This window comes from Methylocystis sp. Se48 (assembly GCF_056269425.1).
In genome coordinates this window covers 772,628-799,201 of the sequence record NZ_CM149850.1, presented here as the reverse complement: position 1 = coordinate 799,201, position 26,574 = coordinate 772,628, and the positions used below count along the sequence as shown (strand labels likewise).

General features: G+C 67.0%; 24 protein-coding genes and 3 pseudogenes. 15 read left to right on the top strand and 12 right to left on the bottom strand.

From position 1 onward, the window contains the following. The first annotated feature begins 67 nt into the window (after positions 1-67). The 6 genes from ACV959_RS03785 to ACV959_RS03760 all read left to right on the top strand — a co-directional run bounded on the left by ACV959_RS03785 (position 68) and on the right by ACV959_RS03760 (position 7,163). Positions 68-1,207, top strand: a complete 1,140-nt coding sequence (locus tag ACV959_RS03785) for a DUF2778 domain-containing protein (protein WP_475738587.1) — start codon at positions 68-70, stop codon at positions 1,205-1,207. Positions 1,208-1,445: 238 nt separating this feature from the next. Next, positions 1,446-2,522, top strand: coding sequence for a DUF2778 domain-containing protein (locus ACV959_RS03780; protein WP_475738586.1), 1,077 nt, complete (start codon positions 1,446-1,448; stop codon positions 2,520-2,522). A 93-nt stretch (positions 2,523-2,615) separates the two neighbouring features. After that, entirely contained in the window at positions 2,616-4,055 is a 1,440-nt protein-coding gene (locus ACV959_RS03775) for a sensor histidine kinase (RefSeq protein WP_475738585.1), read from the top strand. Between the two features lie 76 nt (positions 4,056-4,131). Continuing rightward, a complete protein-coding gene (locus tag ACV959_RS03770) occupies positions 4,132-4,551 on the top strand; it encodes a L,D-transpeptidase (RefSeq protein WP_475738584.1) in 420 nt (139 codons plus the stop codon). A 64-nt stretch (positions 4,552-4,615) separates the two neighbouring features. Next, entirely contained in the window at positions 4,616-6,430 is a 1,815-nt protein-coding gene (locus ACV959_RS03765) for an aminopeptidase P family protein (protein ID WP_475738583.1), read from the top strand. 127 nt (positions 6,431-6,557) lie between these two features. Next, positions 6,558-7,163, top strand: a complete 606-nt coding sequence (locus ACV959_RS03760; RefSeq protein WP_475738582.1) for a phosphatase PAP2 family protein — start codon at positions 6,558-6,560, stop codon at positions 7,161-7,163. Here the strand turns inward: ACV959_RS03760 and ACV959_RS03755 are convergent. The 5 genes from ACV959_RS03755 to ACV959_RS03735 all read right to left on the bottom strand — a co-directional run bounded on the left by ACV959_RS03755 (position 7,142) and on the right by ACV959_RS03735 (position 10,295). Further along, positions 7,142-7,333 (bottom strand): DUF2256 domain-containing protein, encoded by a 192-nt coding sequence (locus tag ACV959_RS03755; RefSeq protein ID WP_475738581.1) that lies wholly within the window; start codon positions 7,331-7,333, stop codon positions 7,142-7,144. The two genes, ACV959_RS03760 and ACV959_RS03755, sit on opposite strands and share 22 nt — an antisense overlap. Next, positions 7,327-8,067, bottom strand: coding sequence for an SDR family oxidoreductase (locus ACV959_RS03750; RefSeq protein WP_475738580.1), 741 nt, complete (start codon positions 8,065-8,067; stop codon positions 7,327-7,329). Before ACV959_RS03750 ends, ACV959_RS03755 begins: the two co-directional genes overlap by 7 nt. 44 nt (positions 8,068-8,111) lie before the next feature. Continuing rightward, positions 8,112-8,705 carry a GNAT family N-acetyltransferase gene (locus ACV959_RS03745; protein ID WP_475738579.1) on the bottom strand — a complete coding sequence of 198 codons (594 nt, stop codon included), beginning with the start codon at positions 8,703-8,705 and terminating at the stop codon, positions 8,112-8,114. Between the two features lie 118 nt (positions 8,706-8,823). After that, positions 8,824-9,030 (bottom strand): hypothetical protein, encoded by a 207-nt coding sequence (locus ACV959_RS03740; RefSeq protein ID WP_475738578.1) that lies wholly within the window; start codon positions 9,028-9,030, stop codon positions 8,824-8,826. 119 nt (positions 9,031-9,149) lie between these two features. Beyond that, on the bottom strand, positions 9,150-10,295 hold the full coding sequence (locus tag ACV959_RS03735) for a type III PLP-dependent enzyme (RefSeq protein WP_475738577.1): 1,146 nt from the start codon (positions 10,293-10,295) through the stop codon (positions 9,150-9,152). 710 nt (positions 10,296-11,005) lie between these two features. Here ACV959_RS03735 and ACV959_RS03730 point away from each other — a divergent pair. Next, positions 11,006-12,565: an OpgD/OpgG family glucan biosynthesis protein gene (locus tag ACV959_RS03730; RefSeq protein WP_475738576.1), complete on the top strand. Its 1,560-nt coding sequence runs from the start codon at positions 11,006-11,008 to the stop codon at positions 12,563-12,565. A 2-nt stretch (positions 12,566-12,567) separates the two neighbouring features. Here the strand turns inward: ACV959_RS03730 and ACV959_RS03725 are convergent, their stop codons facing one another. From ACV959_RS03725 to ACV959_RS03710, 4 genes are all read right to left on the bottom strand, one after another. Continuing rightward, entirely contained in the window at positions 12,568-12,711 is a 144-nt protein-coding gene (locus tag ACV959_RS03725) for a hypothetical protein (RefSeq protein ID WP_475738575.1), read from the bottom strand. A gap of 122 nt (positions 12,712-12,833) precedes the next feature. Next, positions 12,834-14,279: a DUF1254 domain-containing protein gene (locus tag ACV959_RS03720; protein WP_475738574.1), complete on the bottom strand. Its 1,446-nt coding sequence runs from the start codon at positions 14,277-14,279 to the stop codon at positions 12,834-12,836. 162 nt (positions 14,280-14,441) lie between these two features. After that, positions 14,442-15,236: a creatininase family protein gene (locus tag ACV959_RS03715; protein WP_475739581.1), complete on the bottom strand. Its 795-nt coding sequence runs from the start codon at positions 15,234-15,236 to the stop codon at positions 14,442-14,444. A 61-nt stretch (positions 15,237-15,297) separates the two neighbouring features. Further along, positions 15,298-15,870, bottom strand: coding sequence for a Spy/CpxP family protein refolding chaperone (locus tag ACV959_RS03710; protein WP_475738573.1), 573 nt, complete (start codon positions 15,868-15,870; stop codon positions 15,298-15,300). Positions 15,871-16,054: 184 nt separating this feature from the next. Between ACV959_RS03710 and ACV959_RS03705 the strand changes: the two genes are divergently transcribed. Then, positions 16,055-16,528: a DUF411 domain-containing protein gene (locus ACV959_RS03705; RefSeq protein ID WP_475738572.1), complete on the top strand. Its 474-nt coding sequence runs from the start codon at positions 16,055-16,057 to the stop codon at positions 16,526-16,528. On the opposite strand, the gene ACV959_RS03700 is transcribed toward ACV959_RS03705, so the two are convergent. Next, on the bottom strand, positions 16,456-17,829 hold the full coding sequence (locus tag ACV959_RS03700) for a BaiN/RdsA family NAD(P)/FAD-dependent oxidoreductase (protein WP_475738571.1): 1,374 nt from the start codon (positions 17,827-17,829) through the stop codon (positions 16,456-16,458). The genes ACV959_RS03705 and ACV959_RS03700 overlap by 73 nt on opposite strands. A gap of 78 nt (positions 17,830-17,907) precedes the next feature. On the opposite strand from ACV959_RS03700, the gene ACV959_RS03695 reads away from it, so the two are divergent. The 5 genes and pseudogenes from ACV959_RS03695 (at position 17,908) to ACV959_RS03675 (ending at position 20,944) form a co-directional block, all read left to right on the top strand. Beyond that, positions 17,908-18,954 (top strand): RluA family pseudouridine synthase, encoded by a 1,047-nt coding sequence (locus tag ACV959_RS03695; RefSeq protein WP_475738570.1) that lies wholly within the window; start codon positions 17,908-17,910, stop codon positions 18,952-18,954. Between the two features lie 96 nt (positions 18,955-19,050). Continuing rightward, a pseudogene (locus ACV959_RS03690) lies at positions 19,051-19,335 on the top strand (potassium-transporting ATPase subunit B); the annotation flags it as partial. A gap of 172 nt (positions 19,336-19,507) precedes the next feature. Further along, positions 19,508-19,948, top strand: a pseudogene (locus ACV959_RS03685) (DUF4118 domain-containing protein); the annotation flags it as partial. A gap of 304 nt (positions 19,949-20,252) precedes the next feature. Continuing rightward, positions 20,253-20,642, top strand: a complete 390-nt coding sequence (locus ACV959_RS03680) for a hypothetical protein (protein WP_475739739.1) — start codon at positions 20,253-20,255, stop codon at positions 20,640-20,642. Continuing rightward, positions 20,639-20,944: a response regulator gene (locus tag ACV959_RS03675; RefSeq protein WP_475739580.1), complete on the top strand. Its 306-nt coding sequence runs from the start codon at positions 20,639-20,641 to the stop codon at positions 20,942-20,944. The genes ACV959_RS03680 and ACV959_RS03675 overlap by 4 nt, the downstream gene beginning before the upstream one ends. Positions 20,945-21,082: 138 nt before the next feature. Here ACV959_RS03675 and ACV959_RS03670 read toward each other — a convergent pair whose 3' ends face one another. Further along, a complete protein-coding gene (locus tag ACV959_RS03670; RefSeq protein WP_475738569.1) occupies positions 21,083-21,439 on the bottom strand; it encodes a response regulator in 357 nt (118 codons plus the stop codon). Positions 21,440-21,477: 38 nt separating this feature from the next. Between ACV959_RS03670 and ACV959_RS03665 the strand changes: the two are divergent. Continuing rightward, positions 21,478-21,648: pseudogene (locus ACV959_RS03665) on the top strand (hypothetical protein); the annotation flags it as partial. After that, positions 21,618-22,259 (top strand): IS5 family transposase, encoded by a 642-nt coding sequence (locus ACV959_RS03660; protein ID WP_475736756.1) that lies wholly within the window; start codon positions 21,618-21,620, stop codon positions 22,257-22,259. The pseudogene ACV959_RS03665 and the gene ACV959_RS03660, both read left to right, overlap by 31 nt. On the opposite strand, the gene ACV959_RS03655 is transcribed toward ACV959_RS03660, so the two are convergent. Then, on the bottom strand, positions 22,170-26,354 hold the full coding sequence (locus ACV959_RS03655; RefSeq protein ID WP_475738568.1) for a PAS domain S-box protein: 4,185 nt from the start codon (positions 26,352-26,354) through the stop codon (positions 22,170-22,172). The two genes, ACV959_RS03660 and ACV959_RS03655, sit on opposite strands and share 90 nt — an antisense overlap. Positions 26,355-26,574: the final 220 nt, after the last annotated feature.

The following is a 26,574-nucleotide window of genomic DNA, read 5'->3' as shown; positions in this document are numbered from 1 at the left end:
GAAATCCCGGCTTTCCGGTAAAGCCGCCGTAAACCATTCCGAAAGTTCCCGGCGCTAGCGTCGGGCCATGCGTACTACAATTTCGTATCCTCGCGTCTCCACAACCCGCAATCTCCGCCGGATCGTTCCGGCGCTCGGCGCTCTCGCGCTGAGCCTTGCGGCCGGCGCCTATCTCCTGCCCCGCGCCGCGACGCTGGGCGTCGCCGAAGCCGCGCCGACCGCGTCGGCGTCCTCCGGGCCGGTCCTCGCCGACATCGGCCCCCACGCGCCGGGCGCTTTCGTTCCGCGCGGCGCGCGCGTCAAACCGCACAACGTCTTCGTCGCGCAGGCCGCCGCGGCTCCGGCTCCGCGCGTCGCGCAGGCGCCCCTGCCGCCGGAGCGTCCGTCGGAGCTGGCGACCGCCGCGCACGCCGATATGTCCGAGCCCGAGGCCCGGACGGCCCCCGTCGTCGACGTTCCTCTGCCGCCGCGCCGCCCGCAGGAACTGACCGTCGCAACGCGCGCGCCGGCGCCGGAACAGGCCGTGGCGATCGCCCGCGCGCCGGCGCCCGAGCAGGCGCCGCAGCCGCCGGCCCCCGTCCGCGCCGCGCTGCCCGCTCAGCCGCCCCGGCAAATGGCGCGCACGACGGCGGTTCCCGGCGCGCCGCCGGACAATCGCGGCTTTTTCGAGCGCCTCTTCGGCGGCGCGCCGCAGGCCGCGGCGCCGCAGGCGACGAATCGCGCTCCCCGCGAGGCCATGGCCTACGCCGCCGCGCCCGACTCTGGCGGACTCTTCGGCGGGCTGCGCAGCGCCGTGGCGCCGGTCAATCCGGCCGCCCGCTACGACCGCTATACGGCCATCTACGATATTTCGGCCCATACGGTTTACATGCCGGACGGCGCGCGGCTCGAGGCGCATTCGGGCCTGCGCGAGCATCTCGACGATCCGCGCTACGTGCATCTGCGGATGCGCGGGCCGACGCCGCCCCATCTCTATGAGCTGACGCCGCGCGAAGCCCTGTTCCATGGCGTCGAGGCGCTGCGGCTGAACCCGATCGGCGGCGGCGGGAGAACGATCTACAATCGCGCCGGATTGCTCGCCCACACTTACATGCTCGGCCCCAACGGCGACTCCAACGGCTGCGTGTCCTTTCGCGATTACCACGCCTTCCTCGCCGCCTACAAACGCGGCGAAGTGCGGCGCCTCGCGGTGGTCTCCAGACTCTAACCTACTGGCAGGGAGGCGTTTTCCCTGCCAGCGCGCAACGGCGCCGCTCCCCGAATCGCCTGCGAACAGCCAAGAATCCGCCCAAATCCAGCCCATCCGCAGCCGCGATGCTTTTCCAAAGTGTTGCGGCGGCGTAATTGCGCGCGCCCTCCTCTTCTGATGCGAACAAGCGATTCGCCGGAGCGGCTCTCCAGCCCGAGGAAACGCGCGACGGATATAGTCATTCCGGGGGCGGATGATGCAGAACACTCGAGCGCTACAGAAAATCTTCGCGGACGACCGTCGGCGCTTGCTTTCCTATACTGTCCTGGGCGCAGGAGCGCTGGCCTGCGTCTTCGCGGGCGCCGCCGCGCTTCGCCATCCGCCCGCCGCAGCGCCGGTCGTCGCCAAGGCGCCGCCGGCCGCGGTCGCCAATCCCTATGGCCCGATGATCGTCAGCCTCGGCCCCTGGGCGCGCACGGCGGCGACGACCCCGACGCCCGGCGCGGAGAACCAGGCCAAGGCCGAAGCGCCCGAGACGCCGCCGCCGGCCGCCGCAGCGCCCCAGCAGACCGCCGACCAAGCGGCGCCCTATCCGGCCGTCGACGTTCCGTTGCCGCCGCGCCGGCCGCCGGAACTGAAGAACCTCGCGAGCCGAGCCGCGCCCGTTTCGGCGCCGCTTCGTCAGGCGGCGCTCGCGCCTCAGCCGCCGACGACGCCGGCCGCGCCGGCCGACAATCGCAGCTTCTTCGAGAAGATTTTCGGAGGATCCGGCGTCGAGACGACGGCGCAACCCGCGCAACCCGCGCCCATGGGCCGCCAGAGCCGCCGCCAGCCGGCCGCGCCCACCCAGCAGGCCCTCGCCTACGCCCCGCAGGAACCGACCGGCGGGCTTTTCGGCGGCCTGACGAGCCCGGCCATGCCGGCGCCGGCCGCTTCCGGCCCCGCGCCGCGCGCGGGGGCCGGCACGGCGGTCTATGACATCTCCGCCCATACGGTCTACATGCCGGACGGCACCCGGCTCGAGGCGCATTCCGGCCTGCGCGAACATCTCGACGATCCGCGCTACGTGCATGTGCGGATGAAGGGCCCGACGCCGCCGAGCGTTTACGCGCTGTCGCCGCGCGAGGCGCTGTTCCACGGGGTCGAGGCGCTTCGCCTCACGCCGGTCGGCGGCGGAAACGTCTTCGGCCGCGCCGGACTGCTCGCCCACACCTACATGCTGGGGCCGAACGGCGACTCGAACGGCTGCGTTTCCTTCCGCGACTACAACGCCTTCCTCCAGGCCTACAAACGCGGCGAGGTGCGCCGGCTGGTCGTGGTCGCCAGAATGTAACGACGACGTTTCCGCTGGCCCAATCAGTTCCCGATCTGTAGAACGTCGATTGAAGTTTTCCGCGCCCTAGCGCATTGCGAGCAATCGACGTTCATGGATATGTTACGCCGCTTCATCGAGGACGCCCCGATCGGGGCGGCGATGTTCGACCGCGACATGCGTTATGTCGCCTACAGTCCCCGGTGGCTGGCGGACCACAGACTCGACGGTCTCGAACTCGGCGCGTCTCATTACGATGTCGTCCCCGACATGCCCGGGCGATGGCGGGAGGTTCATCGTCGCTGCCTCGCGGGCGAAAACATCTGCGAAGCCGAGGACCGTTTCGAGCGCGCCGACGGCTCGGTCGTCTGGCTTCGATGGGAAGTGCGGCCCTGGCGCGACGCGGAGGGCGCGATTGGCGGCGTCATCATCTTCACCGAGGACATCACGCCGCAAAAGAACGCGGAAGACGCCCTCGCCGGCGCCCTCGCCCGCCTGCGCCTCGCCCAGTCCGCCGGCCGTATCGGCGTCTGGAACTGGGATCTCGCGACGAACGCCGCCTATCTCAACGACGAATGGTATGACCTTCACGGCCTGCCTAAAGGCGCGGAAATCTCCTATGAAGATTATCTGGCGCGGGTTCACCCGGACGATCGGCAGGCCGCGGACGCCAACATGCGCGCGGCGATCGCGGGCGACGGCGACATTTCCTTCGATTGCCGGATCGTCCGCGCGGACAACGGCGAAATCCGGTGGGTCACGTCGAAGGGCGAGGTGAGCTTCGGCCCGGACGGCCGCGCGCTCCGCGCCATGGGCGCCGTCTACGACATCACCGAACGCAAGGAACTTGAGCGCGCGCTGCGGGAAGCGGACCAGCGCAAGAGCGAGTTTCTCGCGATCCTCGCACATGAATTGCGCAATCCCCTCACCCCGATCAAGAACGCCATCAGCGTGCTGCTGCGCCTACCGGACGGCGGGCCCGAAACCGCGCAGAAAAAGACGAATGTGCTGAAAATGGCGGAGCGGCAGATCGACCATCTGCTGCGCCTCGTCGACGAGCTGCTCGACGTCACGCGCATCAGCTACGGCAAGATCAAGCTGCGGCGGCAGCGCGCCGATCTCGTCGAGCTTCTCGGCCATGCGGCGGAACTGGCCCGCCCCGGCGTCGAGGCGAAGCGGCTCGACCTCTCTCTCGACCTGCCGCCCGCCCTGCCGATCGTGGGCGATCCGGTGCGGCTCACGCAGGTCTTCGCCAACCTCCTCTCCAACGCCGCCCGCTACACGCAGGACGGCGGCTGGATCAATGTGACCGCGCGAGAAGACGGCGGCGACGCCGTCGTGACGGTGCGCGACAATGGCGCGGGCGTCGAGCCGGACATGCTCGCCTCGATCTTCGAACTGTTCGCCCAGGCGGGGCCCGCGTCCGGGCAGGGCCTCGGCGTCGGCCTCGCCCTGGCGCGCAACCTCGTCGAACTGCATGGCGGCGAGATTTCCGCCCATAGCGAGGGGTCGGGCCGGGGCAGCGCATTTACCGTAAAATTGCCCCTTCCCTGAGAGGCCATGGCGGCCGGCGCCGGCAGCGCCTATCTCTCTAAAGCGGATGGAAAAGCGCCGGAAGGACCAACCCGCCTTGCGACCCCCATTGGTTCCGCTCGCCCTTCTGCTGACGCTGACCGCCGCCGGACCGGCTCAGGCGCTGGTGCGCATCCACATCGACCTCTCCTCGCAACGCATGCATGTCGTCTCTTCGAGCGGCGAGGAATATGTCTGGCCAGTCTCCACGGCGCGGCGCGGCTACCGCACGCCGCGCGGGGCGTTTTCGGTGAAGGCGATGAAGCGGATGCACTATTCCAGCAAATATGACGACGCGCCCATGCCGCACTCCATCTTCTTCAGCGGCGGCTACGCCATCCACGGCACCTACGAAACCCGCTCGCTCGGCCGCCCCGTCTCGCATGGCTGCGTCCGGCTCGCGCCTGGCGCCGCGGCGCGGCTCTACGAGATGGTGCAACGGGAGGGTGGACGCATCTGGATCAGCGGCGGCCGATAGCGCATCGGCGCCGAACCCGCATCGAGCCATTGCCCGACGCGCGCGCGCGAACTAGCTTTGCATCATGTTCGAAGCAAAATTCCAGTCCTTCGCCGACGCCTCCTCGTCTCACGACAGCGCCGCGCGGGTGTCGAGCCTGCGCGCCGAACTCGCCCGCCTCGGCCTGGACGGCTTTCTCGTCCCCCGCGCCGACGCGCATCAAAATGAGTATGTGCCCAAGAGCGCCGAACGCCTCGCCTGGCTCACGGGCTTCACGGGCTCGGCGGGTTTCGCCGTCGTGCTGGCGGAGGACGCCGCGATCTTCGTCGACGGCCGTTATGTAATCCAGGTGCGGCGGGAAATCGACGGCGCCGTTTTCAAGCCGGTCGACATTGCAGAGACGGCGCCGGCGCAATGGCTGGCGGACCACGCGCGCGAGGGCGCCCGCATCGGCTATGATCCCTGGGTGCATACGAGCGGCCAGATCGAACGTTTCGCCAAGGCGTGCGAGGCGAGAAAGATCGAACTGGTTCCGCTCGACGCCAATCCGATCGACGCGCTCTGGGCCGACCGTCCCGCCGAGCCCCTGGGCCGCGTCGCGATCCACCCCGCGCGCTACGCCGGCGAGACGGCCGCCGCCAAGATAAAAAAGTTGCGCGAGGCGCTGAAAGACGCCGACGCCGCGCTGATGTCGGATCCGCATTCGATCTGCTGGGCCTTCAACATTCGCGGCGCCGACGTCGCCCATACGCCCATCGCGCTGTGCTACGCCCTGCTGCCGAAAGAAGGCGCGCCGGCGCTCTACGTCGACGACGCCAAGCTCGACGCCAAGACCCGCGCGGCGCTGGAGAAGTTCCTCGTCCTGCGCGCGCCGGACGCGCTGACCAGCGATCTGAAGAAAGCGGGCAGCCGCGGCGAGACGCTGCTCTTCGACGCGGCGACGGCGCCGGCGAAACTCGTCGAGACGCTGCGCTCGGCGGGCGGCAAGCCGCGCGTGACCGACGACCCGGCCGCCTTGCCCAAGGCCATCAAGAACAAGACGGAACTCGCTGGCGCGCGCGCGGCGCATATTCGCGACGGGCTCGCGCTCACGCGCTTCCTCGCCTGGTTTTCGGAAGCCGCGCCGAAGGGCGCGCTCACGGAGATCTCGGCCGCCGAAGCCCTGGAGACCTTCCGCCGCGAGAACGGCGATCTGCGCGACATCTCCTTCCCGACGATCTCCGCCTTCGGCGAACACGCCGCGATCCCGCATTATCGCGTGACGGAGAAGAGCAATCTCGCGATCGGCAAGGGGGTCTATCTCGTCGACAGCGGCGCGCAATATCTCGACGGCACGACGGATGTGACCCGCACGGTCGTCGTCGGGCGCGCGTCGAAGCAGTTGAAGGATCATTTCACCCGCGTGCTGAAAGGCCATATCGCCATTGCGCGCGCGGTGTTTCCCAAGGGCGTGTCCGGCGCCCAGCTCGACGCCTTTGCGCGGCGCCACCTGTGGGAGGCGGGACTCGATTTCGACCACGGCACGGGGCACGGCGTCGGCGCCTATCTCTCCGTGCACGAGGGGCCGCAGCGCATCTCGAAACTCGGAACGACGCCGCTTCTTCCCGGCATGATCCTCTCCAACGAGCCGGGCTATTACCGCGCGGGCGAATACGGCGTTCGGCTGGAAAATCTCGTGATCGTCGAGAAACGCGAGATCGCCGGCGCCGAGCGGGAGACCTACGGCTTCGAGACGATTACGCTGGCGCCCTTCGATCTGAACTGCATCGAGCCGAAGCTGATGAGCGCAGAGGAAATCGCCTGGCTCAACGCCTATCACGCGCGGGTGAGGAAAACGCTCTCGCCGCTCGCCGACGCGAAGACGCGGAAGTGGCTGCGGGAGGCGACGCGGGCGATTTGAGAGCGCCGTCGCGGCGGCGCGCTGTCACGAAACCAACACGCCGCCGTCACGCATCCTCAATCCAACCGTCACGCAATCGCAGCCAAACGGTCGCGAAACCGCAGCGCAACGCGCCTAACTTCGCGACATGGCGTTTACGACAGACCTCGCGGGGAAGCTGACGCGCGACGCGTCATCCAACCCGCACAACGGCTCTACCGCCCGCTGGCTGCAGCGTCTCATAGACGCCGACCTCGCCGCCGTTCATGTCTTCTCGCGCTCGGCGCGGCCGGCCGCCATCCGCCATCTGGCCATCGGCGTGAGCAAGCTCGGCAATGGCTGGATCTACCTTTTCCTGGCGCCGCTCGTCTTCTGGGGCCTGGGGTGGAACGGCTGGCGCGTCGTGCTGCTCGCGGGCCTCAACGCAGCGCTGCTGCACACGCTCTATCCGATCATCAAGCGGCGTTTTCGCCGCAAGCGCCCCTATCATGTCGACGCGCGGCTGCCGTCGCTTTTGAAGACGCTCGACGAGCACAGCTTCCCGAGCGGCCACGCCATGACCATCACCGGCGTGCTCGCGCCGATCGTGCTCGCCTGGCCGGCCATGACGCTCTCGGCGGCGCTCATCGTGCTGTCGATGGCTTGGTCGCGAATCGCGACGGCGCATCACTATCCCACCGACGTCATTGCGGGGATCGCGCTCGCCGTCGCCCTCGCCTTTCCGCTGTCGAGCTACGCGCTGTCGTTGTTCTGAGCGCGCCGCGCGCGCTTCAGTTCGCCCTTGCAGCGCTCGGAGCAGGTTTTCACCTCCTCCCACGACGCGCGCCATTTCTTTCGCCAGGCGAAAGGCCGGTCGCACGCGAGGCAGATTTTCTCCGGCAGATGAGATTTGCCGCGCGCGCCGGGCGCCTGTCTTTTCACCATGGGACCGCATCGCCCCGGTAGTCGAAAAAGCCGCCCGAATCTCCGGGCTCCAGCCGGTCGATCACGGAGAGAATCCGCGCCGCGGCCGTGTCCGGCGCGACGACGTCGAGACCCGTCGCGGCAAAGGGCGCGGAGAGCCGCGTCGCGACTGTTCCGGGATGCAATGCCGCGACGATCGCGCCGGGGCGCGTGCGCTTCAATTCGATCGCGGCATTGCGCATGAGCTGGTTCAACGCGGCTTTGGACGCGCGATAGCCATGCCAGCCGCCAAGCGCGTTGTCGCCGATGGAGCCAACCCGCGCCGAGAGCGCGACGAAGACGCTTCGGCCCTCGCGCGGCAGCAGCGGCGAGATATGTTTGGCGACCAGCGCCGGGCCAATGGCGTTGACGGCGAAGGCGCGCGCGAGCCGCTCTGGATCGAGATCGCGCAAGGCCTTCTCGGGTCCGCCGCGCGGATCGTGAAGAAACCCCGTCGCGACGATGACGAGCCGCAGCGGCCGCTCGTCCTCCGCGAGACGCCGCGCTGTTTCCGCGAGGGCGGCTTCGTCTGTCGCGTCGACGCCCGAGATATCCGCCTCCCCGCTTTGCGCGCGGGAGACGCCGACGACCCGGGCGAAGGCCGGACGCCCGCGCAGCCGCGCGCACAAGGCGCCGCCAATTCCCCCGGACGCGCCGAAGACGACAGCGCGGCCGCCCGGCGGCAGGAAGGCGAGTTCCGGAGCGTCGATCCGCATGGAGTTCATGTGGCGCGGCCGCATGCGCGCGCAAGCCGCCAGTTTCAGGCGGCGCGCGGCAGGATGCGCGCCGCGGCGGCGGGCGCCGCGGTCACTCGGCCTTTCGCGCCCTCCAGCGCGCCAGCGACGAGTTCCAGCCCCAGAAAGCGCGCGCGCTCCACCGGCCCCGGCAGAACGAGCTGTTCCGTGAAGCGGCGCTCGAAGCCGAAGCGGCGATAATAGGGCTCGTCGCCGACGAGCAGCACGGCGCGATGGCCGAGCGCCGCGGCGCGGGCGAGCGACGCGCGCATCATGTCGCCGCCAAGGCCGAGAGAGCGGGCGCATTCCGCGACGGCGAGCGGCCCCAGCAGCAGCGCGGGACGCCGCCCGCCCGCGAGGATCGGCCACAGGCGAATCGTCGCGAGAAGATCGCCCTCCTCGTCCGCGGCGACGAGCGCGAGGCCGGGCGCAGGCGCGCTCCCTTCGCGCAGCCGCTCGCAGGTCTTGAGAAAACGCCCCGGGCCGAAGGCGGCGTCGAGCAGCGCCTCGCGCGCGGGAACGTCGGCGGGCCGCTCGTCGCGAATCGCGACGCGGGCGCGCAGCGGCGGCGTGGGCGCGGCGGCGGGCGGGAGAAGCTGAGAGTGAAGATCAAAGGTCATCTGTTCCTCCTTCGAGAGGACAAGCGACCCTCGCGCCTGGCGCTTTCGCGCCCGCCGTACGGGACTGAACTCGGTTGTTTCGATTCCCCCGCTTACGGGAGAAGGGGGAGGCTGGCGGCTACTGGAGCTTGCCGATGAACCAGTCGAGCCATTGCACGAGGTCCATCAGGAACCACGCCGCGACGAAATAGCCGGCGAAACCCAACTCCCTGCGGTTCTCCGCCTGACCGGTCACGACGCGATGCAGCACATCCAGACGCTCTTCCCGCGCTGCGCGCGCGTCGCGCCGCGACGGCGCCATATCGGAGCGAAGATCGAAGGTCATCGGCCCCTCCATGGGACGAACTGGCCTCTCGCCCGGCGCGGGCGACGCGCCGGACGGACGGGAACGGTTTCGGGAGGTTTCGCCCTCTCCCGCCAGCGGGAGAGGGCGAAGACGCCGCCTCAGATGATGAACGTCTCGAGCGGGGGGAAGCCGTTGAAGCCGACCGCCGAATAGGTGGTCGTGTAGGCCCCCGTCCCTTCGATCAGCACCTTCGTTCCGATTTCGAGCGACACCGGCAGGTCGTAGGGCTTCTTCTCATAGAGGACGTCCACCGAATCGCAGCTTGGGCCCGCGATGACGCAGGGCGAGGTCGGCGCGCCGTCGGCTTCCGTTCGGATCGGATAGCGGATCATCTCGTCGATCGTCTCCGCGAGGCCGTTGAATTTGCCGATGTCGAGATAGACCCAGCGCAATTCGCCCTCGGCCTCCGACTTCTTCGAGATCAGCACGACCTCCGCCTCGATGATCCCCGCATTGCCCACCATGCCGCGGCCCGGCTCGATGATCGTCTCCGGAATGCGGTTGCCGAAATGCTTCGACAGCGCGCGGAAGATCGCGTCGCCGTAGCGCTTCACCGCCGGCACGTTCTTCAGATATTTCGTCGGGAAGCCGCCGCCGAGATTGACCATCTGAAGATGGACGCCGCGCTCCGCGAGATCACGGAAAATGTCCGAAGCCGACTTCAGCGCGCCGTCCCACTTGCGCGGATCGGTCTGCTGCGAGCCGACATGGAAGGACACGCCATAGGCCTGCAGACCCAGACGATGCGCATGCTCCAGCACGCCCGTCGCCATCTCCGGGACGCAGCCGAATTTGCGCGAGAGCGGCCATTCGGCGCCCGAGCCGTCGCAAAGGATGCGGCAGAAGACCTTCGAGCCCGGCGCGGCGCGCGCAATCTTCTCGACCTCCTCGACGCAATCCACTGCGAAGAGACGGATGCCGAGCTGATAGGCGCGCGCGATGTCTCGCTCCTTCTTGATGGTGTTGCCGAAGGAGATGCGGTCGGGCGTGGCGCCGGCGGCGAGCGTCTGCTCGATCTCCGGCACGGAGGCCGTGTCGAAGCAGGAGCCCAGCGACGCGAGCAGCGACAGCACCTCCGGCGCTGGATTGGCCTTCACGGCGTAGAAGACGCGCGTGTCGGGCAGCGCCTTGGCGAAGCCGAGATAGTTCTCGCGCACGACGTCGAGATCGACGACGAGGCAGGGGCCCGTGTCGCGGCCCGCGCGACGACGTTCGGCGAGGAATTCGTGGATACGGTCGGTCATTTGCGGCATCCCCTTCGAAGGGCGCGGGTCGAGCCGCGCCAGGAACGTGTTTGCTTCGGCGGATGCACGACGCCGTTCCCTCGCGCGCGGTGGAGACGCGACGACGGTCGAATGCGCCAGCAATCCAGGACCGTTTCGCGCTTGCGCGCGCAACGATCCGGTGATGCGCCGTTGGCTTAACGGACGCCGAAAGACACGCGCGCCAGCGCATGTCGCTCGATCCGAACAGCCATCGATTGGAAGGGGAAGAACCCTTTCCGCACGCCCGGCAAGAAAGACAAGCCTCTTCGGTAAGTCAGCCTTTGGAGGGGCCGACAGAGACCAAAAAAGCCCGGTCCGTCGTTGCTTTAAGTCGCGATCCTCCGTTGAGGGCGGAGTTCGCCGGTTCGCCTCCGGCTGCCGGTTTTTACTCAGACGGTTGACCGGCCTCTTGTCCGGATCCCCGCCGACCGACACACGACCACAGGCACGTGCGATTTGGGCATCTCTGTAGATACGCGCTTTTCGAGCGATGACAAGAATTTTTTGACCGGCGCCCGGAATATTTTGCCGGGCGCCGCAAACGGAACACGCACGGCCCGCATGAAGCTTTCGCCGGAGCGCCGGCGGGGCCGCGAACGGCTTGCGGAACCGGAGCGTTCCCGTTAATCGTCGCGCCTTGCGCTGAAGCTGCGCGCCGCCGCGAAGAAGCGCCGTTTCCGGTATCGAAAATGATCGTTTACACCCGCCGCCAGATGATCGGCGCTCTCGCCGCCGCAGGCGCGCAACTCAGGCGCCCCGCCTATGCGCAGGGTCCAAATCCCGCCCCGCGTTTCGGCTTTGACGACGTGCTCGGGCGCGCGCAGGCGCTCGTGGAAGCGCCTTTCGAAGACCCTGCGCCGCGCCTGCCCGCGCCCTTCGATTCGCTGGATTACGACGCTTGGCGCGACATCCGCTTCAAGAACGATCATGCGCTCTTCGCCAACGTCAACGGCGGCTTCCGGCTGGAGACGTTCCATCTCGGCTTTCTCTATCGCCGCGCCGTGACGGTGAACACGATCCGCGACGGAATCGCCGCGCCGATTCCCTACTCCCCCGCCATGTTCGACTACGGCCGGGTCAAGCTCGAGAAGGCGCCGGCGGTGAACACGGGCTTCGCCGGTTTCCGGCTGCGTTTTCCGCTCAACGATCCGCATGTCTACGACGAGGCGATTTCCTTCCTCGGCGCGAGCTATTTCCGCTTTCTCGGCCGCGACCAGAAATACGGGCTTTCCGCCCGCGCGCTCTGCGTGGAGGCGGGCGCCGGCCAGGAGACCTTCCCCTTCTTCCGCGAATTCTGGGTCGAGACGCCCGGCGCAGGCGTCAATCGCGCGACGATCTATGCGCTGCTCGACGGGGAAGCCGCGACCGGCGCCTTCCGCTTCGACCTCGCCGTCGGTCAGGAGAGTACGGTCGACGTTCAGGCGACGATCTTCCCCCGCCGCGCCGGTGTGAAGTTCGGTTTGGCCCCGCTCACCTCCATGTATCTCACGGGCGAGAACGATCGTCGCGTGCGCGACGGCTTCCGAGACGAACTGCACGATTCGGACGGACTGCTCGTTCACACCGGCGCAGGCGAATGGCTGTGGCGACCGCTCGGCAATCCCGCCCGCGTGCGCGCCTCCGCCTTCCTCGACAAAAACCCGCGCGGCTTCGGCCTGCTGCAACGCGACCGGACGTTCGAGTCCTACCAGGACCTCGACCTCGACTATCAGAACCGGCCGAGCTATTTCGTCGAGCCCGTTGGCGACTGGGGCGAGGGGCGCGTGGAGCTGATCGAACTGCCCACGCCGGATGAAACCAACGACAATATCGTCGCGAGCTGGATCCCCGCCGTCTCGCCGGAGCCGCGAAAGCCCTTTTCCTACGCCTATCGCATCACGGCGGGGCTCGACATGCCGCGCCTCGCGCCTAACGGCCATGTGGCCCACACCTTCGAGGCGCCGGCGCGGGCGCTCGGGTCCTCGGAGCCCAATGATCCGGGCGCGCGGCGCTTCCTCGTCGATTTCGCCGGCGGCGATCTCGGCTATTACGTGAACGATCCGTCTCAGGTGGAAGCCGTGGCGACGACGTCGGCCGGCCGCGTGCTGAGGGCGACCGTCTCCGCCAATCCCCATATCGACGGGCTGCGCGCGATCTTCGACGTCGCCGTCAAGCCCGGCGACACGGCGGATCTGCGCCTCTTCCTGCGCGCGAAGGGCCGCACGCTGACCGAGACCTGGACCTATCCCTGGTCGGCTCCGGCGGCGTGACGTCAAACCGGCAGGAACAGCGCGCCGACGATGAAAGCCATGGCTCCGATGATCAGCGCGAGATAGGGCCAGGCGACGCGGGGCTGCGAGAGATAGCAACTCAGCATCGCCGCGAGCGTGGGGTCGGATTGCGGCTCGTGCGTCAAATCGGTCTCGCTCGGAATGGCGTCGGGAAGTTGGGAACCTGCGCCTGACGCAGTCACGTTTGCACGATGGAAAGAGGAGGAGCAAGCTCCTCCCCTGTGAAGCGCGCCTGCGGCCGGATCCGTCACGGCGCCCGCTTGACCGCCGGCGGCTTCCAGCTTCCGTCGATGATCGAGGGCGCCTTCTCCGCAGGCCAATAGAGGCGCATGCTCACATTGAAACCCCTGTCGCTCGCCGGCAGCCAGTTCGATTCCTTGTCCTTGCCCGGCGAGTCGTGCTGCAAATAGAGGTCGAGCGAACCGTCCTTGTTCTTCTTGAGCGGCATCCAGCTGCTGATCGCATAACGATTGATCGGATTGGCGACGAAGAAGGACGTCGGATCGTACATCGTCACCGACCAGAAGGCGTTGACCGGCGGCAGCGCGCCCTTGTCGAAGTGGATGACATATTTGTTCGCGCCGTCGAGCGGCTTGCGGTCGCCGTCGACGAAGGCGGACGGATAGACGGCGTCCTGCGGCAGATTGGCGCCGAGACCAACGAGCGCGACGACCGCCCGGGCGCCGTAGTCCGATTCGTAGTTTCCGAGGATCATCGGCGGAACCCGCCAGCCGTTGATCGGCGCGCCGACTTCCTTCGAAGCCGCGTCGAGCTTTTCCAGCGCCGCCTTCACGGATTGTTCGAGCCCTCTCGCGATCGCCGGCTCAAGCTTCGACGGATCGAATTTCTCGCCTGGCGCAACGCCGATGGCCTTCAGTTTATCGAGGATGGGCGCCTCCGACGCCGGCGGCGGATTCGATTTCAGCAGCGTCGCCATCCGGTTGAAGAAAGCTTCAGCGCTCATGTTCCGGACCTGCTCGACCGGCGGCGTCTTCATGTCGAGCGCCGGGTCGACCTTGCCGGCAGGCGGCGTATAGGACTTGCCGAAAGCGGAGAGCGGCGTGAGCTTGTAGCCGTCCTGAATCCTGTGCACAGCCGGATAGTCCTTCGGACCATTGGTCTGCGTGCGGCCGATGATCCAGACCATGTTGGTCGGCGCCTTGAGTTGGGTGACGCCCTTCGGCAGCGTTCCCGTCCAGCCGGGGCCGGTGACGACGAAATGACCCGCCTTCGTTCCCGTCGTGCGCTTGCCCGGCGACGCGAAGACATTCGTCCAGGCGTCGAGCATCGGCATCAGGTAATAACGACCATGCGTATCCGGGACGGAGAGCGCCATCGGCTCGGCCGTGAGGTCGAGGAATGCGGATGAATAAAGCGTGTCCACATTCGCGCGCACGACGTCCTTGAAGGTCGCGTCGGGAAAGGCCCGCACATTGACGAACTGATTAACCGGCGCGGCGAAGGCTTCAGGCTTTTCGACATTGGTCGACTTGTCTTTCGTGATGTCCATGATCACGAGCGGCAGGCCGTAGACGACCGCCTCCACGCCGGCCTTCAGCGCCTCCTTTTCCTTCGCCTCCGCATCGGCTTGCGCAGTCGCCGACTCCGGCGACGTCGCAGCCTGCTTGTCGTTGCATCCGCCGAGCGCGATCATCGCCGCGACGAGAAAGATCGACGTCCAAGATTTTTTCATGAAACCCCCTTGCGCAAACGGCGGAAGCTGCTCGCCGTCGCGCTTTCGTTGAAGAATACGCGGATTTGAGACCGCGACGATCCGGGCGGCGGACATCCTACGGCGCCGGACCCGAATTTGGCGCCACATCGTCAGCGACCCATCCACGGATCCAGCGCCGGGTCAGCGGCGCAGGCGCTCCAGATCGAAGGCTTCGACGTCGCGCAGCAGTTCAATGAATGCGGTCGCCCAGTAATCGGCTGTCGCCTCGCCTTTTTCGACCGTGGCTTTCGAGGCGTCGCCCATCGCGCCGGAAGGCGAGAGATCCTGCGTCATCCAGCCGAATCCCGCCGGCCGGTCGGCGCGCAGCCAAGCGAAATCGCGCTCGAAATCCAGCGTCGCGGGCGGGAAATTCCTGGCGCGGTCCATATCGACGAGGTCCGGCCGGAAGGCGAGCATGAGCGAGGTCTCAATCTCGCCGCCGTGAACGCCGTGGCGCTGTTCCTGCGCCGTGAAAAGCCCGTCCGGGTAGCCGAAGCGCGCCCAGGAGCAGGTGACCGCGAGCATCCCGAAGCGCGCGCGCAGATCGAGCGCGACCGTCGAGATCAGCGCCGAATTGCCGCCGTGCGAATTCATCAGCACGAGCTTCTTCACGCCGGCGCGCGCGACGCCCTCGGCGATCTCGGCGAGAACGCGCGCCGCGGTGTCCGGCGTAAGCCAGAGCGTGCCGGGAAATTCGCGATGCTCGAGCGAGACGCCGACGCTCTGTATGGGGAGGAAAACCGCGTCGAGGTCGTCCGGAAGGCGGCGCGCAACGCGCGCGACGCAGCCTTCCATGATCATGGCGTCGACGCCGAGCGGCAGATGCGGCCCGTGCTGCTCGACCGCCGCGACGGGCAGCACGGCGATCACGCCCGCCATGTCGTGCGCGCGGATGTCGCGCAGCGACAATTCGGTCCAGAAGCGGGACGGCAGCATGGGAATCATTAAAGCCCCATCGCGCCGGAAAGGTCAAAGGCGCGACGCGGATCCGCTCGGTTCAGCGTCCGTGCATGTGATGATGACGATGATGATGGCCGCCCATCCCTCGGCCGCCGCCCATGTCCATCCCGCGGCCAACGCCCATGCCCATTCCCTTGCCGCGGATCGCCGACTGGAGCAGCGGGCCGAAGCGGCGTTTCTGCCCGTCGTCGAGGCTGTCGTAAAGCGGCTTGGCGGCGGCGGCGATCTTGTCGAAGGCGCCCGCGCGCGCGCTCATGTGCGCCGCCCGGCGTTGCAGCGCGCCGATCGGATCCGTGTCGAGGGCCGCCGGCGCCTTGTCTCGCCATTCCTCCATATTGGCGATACGGGTCTTCGCCGCGTCGCGCAGCGCCGTTTCGAGCGCCGGCCAGTTCCTTTCCTGCTCCGGCTTGAGCTGGAGTCCGGCCTTGAGCGCCGCGATGCGCGCCTCCGCGAAAGCGGCCATGTCCTCCGACGACATGCGGCCAGGGCGCGAGAAGGCGTCCTCCTGATCCTCGTTCGGGGTTACGGGCTTCTCGGCGTTTTGCGCCTGCGCGGCGCCCGCGCAGGAAAGAACGGCGGCGGCGAGGGCGACAAGAATCGTTTTTCGCATCGATCGGACTTCCTTTAAGACCTTACTGCAAGACCTTACCGCGCCGGAGAGCGGTTCCCTTCGGCTGCTTTTTTCGGCCGGCGATTGGAAGATAGGCCGCGCATCGCTATTTTTAAGGTTGGCTCCCGACGAAAGGGAGAGAGGGGTCGCGCCGGACCCGCCGGAAGAAGGAACGATCGAGGTCATGTCGCGAAAAATCTCTCGCCGCCAGGCCAATTTGCTTTTCGGGCTCGCCGTCGGCGGGCTGATTGTGGGCGCCGCGCGGGCCGATGACGCTAGGAAGATGATCGTGCACAAGAGCCCGACCTGCGGCTGCTGCGGCGGCTGGGCGAAACGGATGCGGGAGGCGGGTTACGTCGTGGAAGAAGTCGTCGATTCCGACGTGAAGGCGGTGAAGGCGCGACTCGGAGTGCCGGACGCGATGGCGTCGTGCCACACGGCGGAAATCGACGGCTTTGTCGTCGAAGGCCATGTGCCGGCGCAGGCGATCTCCCAGCTTCTGAAAGAGCGTCCGAAGGCGATCGGCCTCGCCGCGCCGGGCATGCCCATGGGGTCGCCCGGCATGGAGATGGGCGAGCCGGAGGCCTACACGCTGTATTTGTTCGACGCCTCCGGAGCGCGCGAATTCGGCAAGTGGCTCGGCGACAAGCCCGTCTGAAACGCTCCTGCGCCGCTGCGCACGAGTCCCAGGTAGCGCGCGGCGCCTCTTCCCGCGGCGAGGCCGGTCGAAAAGGCCGCCTGCAACAGATAGCCGCCGGTCGGCGCGTCGAAGTCGAGCATCTCGCCCGCGACGAAAACGCCGGGCATTTTCCTGAGCATGAGGTCGGCGTCGACCTCGTCGAAGGAGACGCCGCCCGCCGAGGAAATCGCCCGCTCGAGCCCGGCGACGCCGGTGACTTTCAGCGGGGCGTTCTTGACGAGCGCGGCCAGCGCCGCGGCGTCGCGCGGCAGGCCTTCCGGCCGCGCCTCGCGCAGCAGGCCGATTTCGACCTTGGCGAAACCGGCGCGGCGCAGGAACGTCGCGTGCGATTGCTTGGGCTGCCGGCGCGAGAGCTTGCGGGTGAGGCAGGCGAGACTTGTGTCCGGCCGCAGATCGACATGAAGCGTCGCGCCGCCCTCCTGGGCCGCCGCCTCCCGCAGGCGGGAGGACAGCGCATAGACCGGCCCGCCTTCGAGGCCCGTGCGGGTCACGACCACGTCGCCGCGCGCGGTGGCGTCGCCATGGCGGAGCAGAACGGTCTTGATCGGCTGGCCCTCGAAGTCGCTGCGGAACAGATTGCTCCAGGCGATCAGCGCGCCGCTGTTCGCCGCCGTGAGCGGCGCCACGGAGACGCCCGCCGCGCTCAGGCCGCCCGTCCAGGCGCCGTCGGAGCCGAGCTTCGGCCAAGAGGCGCCGCCGAGCGCCAGCACGACCGCGTCGGCGGGCCGGACGATCGTCTCGCCGTCGGGGCCCCTCAGCCGAAGGGCGCCCTTCCCGGCGAAACCGGCGAAAGCGTGGCGCGTGGCGATGGAGACGCCGAGCCCCGCGAGCCGCGCGAGCCAGGCGCGCAGCAGCGGCGAGGCCTTGAAGCTCGCGGGAAAGACGCGGCCGCTGGAGCCGACGAAGGACGGCTCGCCGAGTTCGGCGCAGAAATCGCGCAGCGCCTGCGGCGGGAAGGCGCGGATGAAGGGGGCGACGCGTCTGGCGGCCGCGCCGTAACGCGAGATGAAACGTTCGAGATTTTCGCTGTGGGTGATGTTGAGCCCGCCGCGTCCGGCCATCAAAAATTTGCGCGCGGGGCTCGGCTTGTGCTCATAGATGACGACATGCGCGCCGGCGCGCGCGAGCGCTTCGGCGGCAAAAAGCCCGGCGGGCCCCGCGCCGATCACGGCGCAGAACGGTGCGGCGGCGTCCTGAATGTGAGCGGCCTCCACTGGAGCGGCGGCGGTAAATTCACCTGGGGGATGGATTTGTCCCATCTCTTGTCACGCTTCTGCCGGCGTTTTTCTCGCGCTTCTGTTAGCACGAGCGCGCCCCTGCCCGGAAGAACTCTTTGAATGACGCTGGAAGACATGCAGCAAAAGGACGCAGCCGGCTCAACCCATGATTTTCTTGTCGGCGAGGACAACGCCGGCGCGCGGCTCGACCGCTTCCTCGCGGAGCGGCCGGAGCTCGTCGCCGCGCATCTTTCCCGGAGCCGAATCAAGGCGCTGATCGAGGAAGGCCGCGTGGGCCTGCGCGGCGCGCCGGCGCGCGACCCGGCGAAGAAGCTCGCCGCGGGCGACGCCGTGACGCTGGAAATCCCCCCGCCCGAGCCCGCCGAACCGCAGGCCGAAGACATCGCGCTCGACGTCGTCTACGAGGACGATCACCTGATCGTCATCGACAAGCCCGCCGGACTCGTCGTGCATCCGGCAAGCGGGCACGAGACCGGCACGCTGGTCAACGCCCTCATCGCCCATTGCGGCGAGAGCCTGTCCGGCGTCGGCGGCGTCAAGAAGCCCGGCATTGTGCACCGCATCGACAAGGATACGACCGGCCTGCTCGTCGTCGCCAAGACGGACGCCGCCCATCACGGCCTCTCGGCGCTCTTCGCGGACCATGGGCGCACCCTTTCGCTCACGCGCGAGTATCTCGCCTTCGTCTGGGGCGTCCCGGACCGGGCGCATGGGACGATCGAGACCTTTCTCGGCCGCCACAATATCCAGCGTGAAAAAATGGCCGTCGTGCCCGAGTCGCGCGGGCGCGAGGCGATCACCCATTGGGAGAAGGTCGCGGATTACGGCGTCGCCGCGCTCGTCCGCTGCCAGCTGGAGACCGGCCGCACCCACCAGATTCGCGTCCACATGGCGCATATCGGCCATCCGCTGATCGGCGACGCGACCTATGGCGCGGGGTTCAAGACGAAGGTCGCGAAACTGCCCCAGTCGGCGCGCGAAGCCGTGGCGGCGCTGGGCCGTCAGGCGCTGCACGCCGCGACGCTCGGCTTCGAACACCCGGTCACCGGCGAGGAGATGACGTTCGAGAGCGCGCTGCCGGAGGATCTCGCGGCTTTGATGGTGGCGCTGGAGGCGACGGATCGGAACACGGACCGCGGCGCTTAAGGCGCTGCGGTCAGCGTCACATTCCGTGTCCGGCTCTGCGTCTCCGCCGCCGCGCCCGCGCCGCCGCTGGAGGGGACGCGAATGGAGGCCGTGGCGCGAACCTCGGCTGCGCCCGGATCCGCTTTCATCGATCGCATGATTGCGCTGGTGGAAAGCGCGGAACGTCGAAAGACGCCCAATGAGCTTGCGCTCTCGATCCTCCTGTCGGGGCTGACGATCGTCTTCCCGATCGTCTGCGCAACGCTGTGGCCGCTCGCCAGATATTCGGGAGCCACGCTCTCGCTCACCGTCCGCATCGCGCTGCTCGTCTGTCTCATTCCCACGACGATCGGCGGTTTGCTGTCGGCGAGCTGCGGCTCGGCTCACGACCGGATTGAACGCGTCGTGGACGGCCCTTTACGTCGAACCGCCCGGCGAGGCAGAACGGGACGCACAGCGCGTCAAAACCATCGAAGACGCCTTGCGCCTGGCCCAGCGCCTCGGCGCCCGGATCGAACGCATTTCAGGAAACGGTCTCGCTGGCGAAACGCTCCGCTTTGCGCGGCGAGAAAACATGACGCAGATCGTCCTGGGGCGATCACGCGCCGGATGGGTCCGGCGGATGCTCGGCAAATCGCTCTCGGACGAGATCGTCCGGCGCTCGACGGATATCGCGGTCCACGTCGTAACGGAAAGTCGATCCAAGCCTGTGGTCAAAGCTCGTCCACGACCGGCGTCGACCGGCGTCGGCGTCTGGATGGACACCGCGGCCGCCGCGACGTCGGTCGCGATCGCGGCAGGTTTGGCGCATATATTCGAGATCTGGCTGGGTCTCCCCGCCCCGTCCCTGTCCCTCGTCTTTTTGGTCCCGGTTGCGTTTTGCGCCGTGAGTTTCGGCCTATGGACTGCGATCGCCGCATCCGTCATCTCGATTTTCGCTACGGAGCCGAGACTTCAGTTCGCCATCACGCAGGCCCAAGAGTTTTTGTCGCTTCTGGTTTTTCTTGTCGTCGCCATCATCACGGGAACCCTGGCGGCTCGTGTGCGCGAGCAATCGCAGAACATGCGAACGCGAGCGCAATCCGCGCAATCGCTGCTCGAATTCTCGCGTAAAATTTCAGGCGCGGCCAGTCTCGACAACATCCTGTGGATCTCCGCCATTCATGCGCAAGGCACGCTCGGTGCGCGCTGCGTGCTTCCGCTCCTGCCGAGGGACGGCGCGAGTTGCGCATTTGCGCAGCATGGCCGCCGCTCGACCGGCTCGACGTCGCGGAAATCAGCGCCGCTCGCTGGGCGTTCGAAAAGGCTGAGCCAGCGGGATGGCGAATCGGCACGCTGCCCAATGTGCGCTTTTCCAGTTTCGTCCGCTTGCAACCTCGCGGGGCGTCGTCGGCGTCGCCGCCTTCGAGTCCAAGTTTTCGCAGGAGCCGCACCCGGCGGGCGACGAGCGGTTGCTCACGTCGATTCTTCAACAAACCGCGATCGCCATCGATCGCTCCCTTCTCGTCGGAGAGGCCGTCAACGCGGCAGCTCTCGAAGAAAACAAAAAGCTGCGCACGACGCTTCTCTCGTCGCTCTCGCACTATCTTCGGACGCCGCTCGCATCGATCATGGCGGCGGCGCAGAGTCCCGCCGTTCGGCGACGCGGCGCATGCTTTCTCATGCGTTTCCCCATTCCCGAACAGCCGCGCAAAGGGATGGCGGCGTGAGTGGCGTTCGCGTTCTCATCGTCGACGACGAGGCGCAAATTTTGCGCGTGCTGCGTCCGGCGCTGACGGCGTGCGGCTATGACCTCCTTGAGGCCGAAAGCGGCCGGGACGCTTTGGGAATGATCGCCGCCGCCGCGCCCGACGTCGTCTTGCTCGACCTCGGGCTTTCTGACAAGGACGGCAACGCGGTCTTACGCGAGGCGCGTTGCTCCTCGAAAATTCCGATGTTCATTCTCTCGGCGCGCGATCGTGAAGCGGAGAAGGCATCGCGACGACATGCAATATCTGCGGGTCTTCATTGAACAGTTGCGCGCAAAAATCGAAGACGATCCGGCCGCGCCTCGTTTAATTCTGACAGAGGCGGGCGCGGGGCGCCGCTTCTCGACGCCGATACGGCCTGCGGAAGCGAATGATCTGCTGCGTCGCGCGCGAAGGCGCGCTTACCGGGACGCCAGCAGTTCCTGCAGCGCCTCGAAACTTGCGGGCTTCGTGAGCTGCCGATCGAAGCCGGCGTCGCGCGCGAGGTCCGAGACTTGCCCCTCGCCCCAACCGGAAAGCGCGACGAGCAGGACGTCCCGTCCTTCCGGCGAGGCGCGGATCCGCCGCGCCGTTTCGTAACCGTCCATCTGCGGCATGCCGAGATCGAGAAAGACAAGCTCGGGCCGGAAGGATGCGAGCGCATCTAGACCTTCGATCCCGTCATAGGCCACGCGAACCTCCGCGCCAAAGGTTTCTAGGCCGTGTGGACGAATTGACGATTGAAGATTGCTTGGGGATTCCCACGCGGAATCAGGCATGATTCATAGGGCTCCGACTGAGTCGGAGACCAGAAGCCATGTCGACGCGGATGGATGAGGAAGACTGGGCGCATACGCTCGCGGTGTTTCGTGCCTGCCTTCCGCGTCGCGGACGCAAAGGCGAGGATGACCGCCGTTTCCTCGAAGCGCTTCATTTCTTCACGGTCGAAAACGTGCGATGGCGCGCGCTGCCGGAACGGTTCGGCAACTGGAACAGCGTCTGGAAGCGCTTCGACCGGTTGAGCAAGGCCGGCGTGTTCGAAGCCTTCTTGGATGCGCTCGCCTCCATGAGTTCGACGGCGCATCTCATCCAGATGTTCGATTCAACCATCGTGCGCGCGCACGTATCGGCCGCAGGCGCCAAAGGGGGCAAGAAGCGCAGGCGCTCGGGCGTTCGCGCGGCGGGTTCACCACGAAAATCCACGCCAAGTCGGACGCGTCGGGCGACATCATCGCTTTCGATCTGACCGGCGGCGAGGCTGCCGACGCGCCGCATTTCGAAACGCTTCTCGACATCGGCCCCGATATTCAGCCGCGCGCCGCGATTTGCGACAAAGGCTACGCCAGCAAGGCCAATCGCGCGGCGGCGAGGGCGCGCGGCGTCGCGCCCGTCATCCCGCACAAGGCCAATGAAAAAGTCAAACCGAAATTCTTCGCCAGGACGCTCTACAAAGCCCGCGCCCGCATCGAGCAGGGCATGGGACGCATCAAACGTTTCAAGCGCGTCGCCCTACGCTGCGAAAAGACAGCCCGAAACTTCCGGTCCATCGTCAGTTTCGCTGCGGGCCTCTGCTTGATCAAATTCGTCCACACGGCCTAGAAACATCGCTAGACTGTCAGCGACGTCGTGGTCGTCGTCGACGACCAGCACGCGCCGCGGGACAGCGGCCTTTGCTGTGGCCGGCGCTTCTGACATCGCATCCTCCGTTTCAGCCCCTGTCGCCGCCGGCAGCCGGACGACGAAAACGCTGCCGCGCCCGAGTCCTTCGCTCTGCGCCTCGACGGTTCCGCCATGCAGTTCGAGGAGGCTGCGGACCAGCGCGAGACCGATGCCGAGCCCGCCCTCCGCGCGCCCGAGAGTGCGGTCGACCTGGGTGAAGAGGTCGAAAACCCGGGGCAGCATGTCCGCCGGAATGCCGACCCCGCTGTCGCGAACCGTCACAACGATGTCTCGACCCTCGGGGCGGGCGGCGACCCAGATGTTTCCGCCGCGCTCGGTGTATTTCGCGGCGTTGTTGAGCAGGTTTGTGAAGACTTGGGCGAGGCGCACCGGATCGCCGTCGACGAGAAGCGGCTCGGGCGGCAAGGCCAGGTCGAGATGGTGCCCGCCACGGCTGACCGCCGGCGTAGCGGTTTCCAGCGCATGCCGCAACACCTCGGCAAGGTCGATCCTCTGCTTCTTCAAATCGATCTTGCCGCGCGTGATGCGCGAGACTTCGAGAAGATCATCGACGAGCCGCACGAGATGCTCCGTCTGCCGCTCGATCATCGCAAGCAGGGCGAGGTCGCGCCGGGCGCGGTGGCCAGCGCCGACGTCGGACTCGTGACGCAGGACATGGACGGCGTTACGAATCGGCGCGAGAGGATTGCGTAACTCATGCGCGAGCGTCGCGAGAAACTCGTCCTTGCGCCGGTCGGCGGCCTTCAGCGCGTCTTCGAACCGTCGGCGTTCGGTAATGTCGCGACTCACCGTGGCGAGTCCGATCGGCTCGCCCTCGGGATCCCGCAGGAAGAAAACGTTGTAAAGCATCCACAACGCTTCGCCGGTCTTGAAATGGCGGAAGCGGATTTCGACAGCGGCGTGGCCTTCCCGCATCACGCGGGGAAAGAACTCCTTGTAGATGAAATCCTGATCCTCCGGGAAGAAATAGTCCCTCACCTCGACCTGCATCGCATGATCGAGATCGTCGTGGCCGACGAGACGCAAGCCCGCTGGATTGACGTAACGGGGCTGGAACCTCATGTTGCAGATGCCGATGAAATCGAGACTCTGCTCCGCGAGCGAGACGAATTTCTGACGTTCCGCCTCGGCGCGCTTCCTTTTCGTGATGTCCTGCGCCGTACCGACCACCCGGATCGCGCGCGTCCCCGCGAAGAACGCCTGACCGGTCATCGCGATCCAGCGATCAGCGGCGTCGTCTCCGCTCGCAATTCGGAATTCGCAGGCGTACCGGCCGGCGCCGCGGGGCGCGGTCGCCCGCTCAATCTCGGCCTGGACGGTCGCGCGGTCGGCCGGATGAATGGCCCTCAGGAAATCCTCATGGCTCACGGGAGCGCCGGGGGGCAGGAGAAACTGCGCCCTCATGCGCTCGTCCCAGATCACTTCGCCGCTGTCGAGCCGCCATTCGTGAATCCCGATGTCGCCGGATTCGAGCGCGAGCTGAAGCCGCAGTTCGCTCTCGCGCAAGGCGGCCTGCACGCGGGCGCGCTCGGTGGCGGACCAGATGCGCTCTGCGACGTCCCGCACGAGACGAATTTCGAGCGCGCTCCATGAACGCGGCGTCGCGTTGTGCGCACAGAGCGCGCCGACCCAACGGCCCTGCTTGGTCAGCACCACGCTCGCAAGAGCTGCGATGTCGCCGGCCCTGAATCTTTCCCGCTCCTCCGCCGTGAACGCCGGGTCAGCGAACACGTCTTCGATCGCGACCGTTTCCTCGCGCCGGAAGGAATCGATCAGCGCTTCTCCAAGATCGGAGAGGAGCATTCGGACCATGAACGGCGCGACATCCTTCGCGTAACTCTGCCGGACGATGAATTCGTCGCCGTCGATATCCGCGTAACAAACGCGATTCACCCCAAGATGTTCGCCGAGCAGGCGACACGCGGCCGCCTGAATTTCTCCAGTGTCGACGAGCTGGCGAAGACAGTCGGTGAGCCTGAGCAGGAAAGCCTGACGCTCATCGCTCTCGCGCAACGCAACCTCGTTGCGTTTGCGTTCGTCGATGTCCTGAACGAGGCCGACGAAGCGCCGGCCGGCGCCCTCGCCACGCAATTCGGCGATCGACGACAGCCAGCGCAAGGATCCATCCGGCAACGGCGCGCGCAGTTCGACCAGGAATTGCGCGCCGGTTTCCAGCGAATTCCGCATTGCAGCCTCCACGGCGCGTTGATCGTCGGGAGCTACGGCGGCGAGCGCGCGCTCGCAGGTAAGCTCCGTATCCGGGCCCAGCCCGTGCAACGCCTTGGCGCGCGCGGAGGCCGTGAAAACGCCGGTTTGCGGAAAATACTCCCATACGCCAGCGTTCGCCGCATCGAGCGCCTGCTGGAGGCGCGCCTCGCTTTCGCGCAGGTCGCTTTCTACGCGCTTCTGGGCGCTGACGTCCTGGATCACCGCGAGCGTTCGCGTTCCAGGCGCGCCGGGGTCGCCGATCAGCGTTGCGGCAACGCGCACCCAGAAGCAAGACCCATCCTTGCGAACACACCTCTTCTCGACGTCGTAGGTCCGCGTCTCGGCGCGCGCCATGCGCGCGAAGCGCTCCCAATCGGCGGCGCGGTCGTCGGGATGCATGAAATCAATGAAGCTTTTTTCAAGCAGTTCCTCGCGCGCATAGCCGAGCATCCGCGCCAGCGTTTCATTGACGCGCAACAGGCGTCCCGTCTGATAGTCCGCCTGCGCCATTCCAACGCCGGTGAGTTCGAACATCGCGCGGAATTGCGCCTCACTGTCGCGCAGAACCTTCTCCGCGCGCTTGATCTTGGTGATGTCCAGGAAGGCGCCGACAGCGCCGCGCGGTTCGCCCGCCTCGTCGTAAAGCGGCGTGGCTTTGGCGAAGACGGTGACGCGCCGGCCGTCGACCGGCGCAATCTCCAGAATCTCTCCGGCGACGACTTCGCCGCCCGCGGCGCGCTGCATCGGCAAGTCCGCGACCGGAATTTCGCGTTCGCCCTGAAAGGCGCGAAAAGGCGCAGGAGCCGTTGTCGACAGCTCCGCGCCTTCGGGCAGCCCGAACGTCGCCTCTAGCGCGCGATTGCCGGCGATTCTCTCGCCGCGCGGATCGACGGTGATGGCGAGGCCGATCGGCGCGGTGTCGAAAATCGCTTGCAGCTCGGCGGCGCGGCGGCGCTCACGCCGTTCGCTTTCCTGAAGCGCCTTTTCCGCCGCCCGCCGTTCAGTCGTTTCCTCGACGACCGCGCCGAAGCCGACAATATTTCCCTTGGCGTCTAAAATGGGATGCCAGCTCGAATTCCAGTAGCGCAGCGCGCCCGGCCGCGCGGCTGTTTCACCCCGAAACTCAACGTTCCTGCAAGCGCGCCGGGTGGCGAGGATTCGCCGTGTCACGCGCTTGACGCGGGGCGCGAGCGCTGGCACGAGCTCATCGACCGATCTGCCAATATGCGCCTCGACGGGTTGGCCGTTGAGTTCGGCGAGGGCGCGGTTAATGCGAACATAACGCAAATCCAGATCGAGGAGGCACAGACCGATCGGCGCGTTGTGATAAACCCAGGCCAAATCGCCGAGCTGACGCCTGTCGTCGGCCTCGCCGCGCGGCTCCGCCTCCTTCTCGCGCTTGAGCCCGCTGATGTCGGCGCGCCGCAACATCACGCCGCCAGCTTCGAACGGTTCCGCCTCGAACAGAAACCATTCGCGCCCCCCTGGCGCATCGACCGGATACTCAAGAGAAAAGCGGCTTTGCTCTCTCGCGAGCAGCGCCTCGAGCCCGTCCCGGAGCCGATCTGCGAAGGAGGCGTCCGCCTGCGACCCGGCGCGCAGCGCCTCGATGAGATTGGCCCCGACAGGGGCGTAACAATGGCCCGGCGCATGCGGCGCGCGGCCTTGCAGCCATCGCCTGTTGGCGAACACGACGACCCCGCGGGCGTCAAGGACGGCGACACCGTCCGGCAAGGCGTCGACCACGCCGCGCAGGATCTCGGCGCCGTCTCCGTCTTTACCGACGCGACTCTTTTCGATGATCAATTCGAACCCCCGGCCGAACGCGCGCCGGCCGCCCTTCATTCGACCATGTCGATGTTGTCGGATTTAATCCCGCCAAAAGCGGAAGCTGAGCATTCGCTCCCGACGCACGACAGTTAAACGCCGACGATAACGCATGGTTTATCGCGCCGTTTTGCCGAAAATCCCGGATTCTCGAACAAAACAGTCACGCTTTAGTTACTTCGAAAAAATTGTAGCAGGG

Excerpts from the sequence above, each read along its gene's own strand:
- ACV959_RS03715 (WP_475739581.1), bottom strand. The coding sequence starts at position 15,236 with ATGCTGCCGTCCCGCTTCTGGACCGAATTGTCGCTGCGCGACATCCGC.
- ACV959_RS03780 (WP_475738586.1), top strand. The coding sequence starts at position 1,446 with ATGCAGAACACTCGAGCGCTACAGAAAATCTTCGCGGACGACCGTCGG.
- ACV959_RS03670 (WP_475738569.1), bottom strand. The coding sequence starts at position 21,439 with ATGCCTGATTCCGCGTGGGAATCCCCAAGCAATCTTCAATCGTCAATT.
- ACV959_RS03785 (WP_475738587.1), top strand. The coding sequence starts at position 68 with ATGCGTACTACAATTTCGTATCCTCGCGTCTCCACAACCCGCAATCTC.
- ACV959_RS03710 (WP_475738573.1), bottom strand. The coding sequence starts at position 15,870 with ATGCGAAAAACGATTCTTGTCGCCCTCGCCGCCGCCGTTCTTTCCTGC.
- ACV959_RS03765 (WP_475738583.1), top strand. The coding sequence starts at position 4,616 with ATGTTCGAAGCAAAATTCCAGTCCTTCGCCGACGCCTCCTCGTCTCAC.
- ACV959_RS03705 (WP_475738572.1), top strand. The coding sequence starts at position 16,055 with ATGTCGCGAAAAATCTCTCGCCGCCAGGCCAATTTGCTTTTCGGGCTC.
- ACV959_RS03695 (WP_475738570.1), top strand. The coding sequence starts at position 17,908 with ATGACGCTGGAAGACATGCAGCAAAAGGACGCAGCCGGCTCAACCCAT.
- ACV959_RS03760 (WP_475738582.1), top strand. The coding sequence starts at position 6,558 with ATGGCGTTTACGACAGACCTCGCGGGGAAGCTGACGCGCGACGCGTCA.
- ACV959_RS03680 (WP_475739739.1), top strand. The coding sequence starts at position 20,253 with ATGGCGAATCGGCACGCTGCCCAATGTGCGCTTTTCCAGTTTCGTCCG.
- ACV959_RS03755 (WP_475738581.1), bottom strand. The coding sequence starts at position 7,333 with ATGGTGAAAAGACAGGCGCCCGGCGCGCGCGGCAAATCTCATCTGCCG.
- ACV959_RS03735 (WP_475738577.1), bottom strand. The coding sequence starts at position 10,295 with ATGACCGACCGTATCCACGAATTCCTCGCCGAACGTCGTCGCGCGGGC.
- ACV959_RS03730 (WP_475738576.1), top strand. The coding sequence starts at position 11,006 with ATGATCGTTTACACCCGCCGCCAGATGATCGGCGCTCTCGCCGCCGCA.
- ACV959_RS03745 (WP_475738579.1), bottom strand. The coding sequence starts at position 8,705 with ATGACCTTTGATCTTCACTCTCAGCTTCTCCCGCCCGCCGCCGCGCCC.
- ACV959_RS03720 (WP_475738574.1), bottom strand. The coding sequence starts at position 14,279 with ATGAAAAAATCTTGGACGTCGATCTTTCTCGTCGCGGCGATGATCGCG.
- ACV959_RS03700 (WP_475738571.1), bottom strand. The coding sequence starts at position 17,829 with ATGGGACAAATCCATCCCCCAGGTGAATTTACCGCCGCCGCTCCAGTG.
- ACV959_RS03750 (WP_475738580.1), bottom strand. The coding sequence starts at position 8,067 with ATGCGGATCGACGCTCCGGAACTCGCCTTCCTGCCGCCGGGCGGCCGC.
- ACV959_RS03660 (WP_475736756.1), top strand. The coding sequence starts at position 21,618 with ATGGCGCGCGCTGCCGGAACGGTTCGGCAACTGGAACAGCGTCTGGAA.
- ACV959_RS03775 (WP_475738585.1), top strand. The coding sequence starts at position 2,616 with ATGGATATGTTACGCCGCTTCATCGAGGACGCCCCGATCGGGGCGGCG.
- ACV959_RS03740 (WP_475738578.1), bottom strand. The coding sequence starts at position 9,030 with ATGACCTTCGATCTTCGCTCCGATATGGCGCCGTCGCGGCGCGACGCG.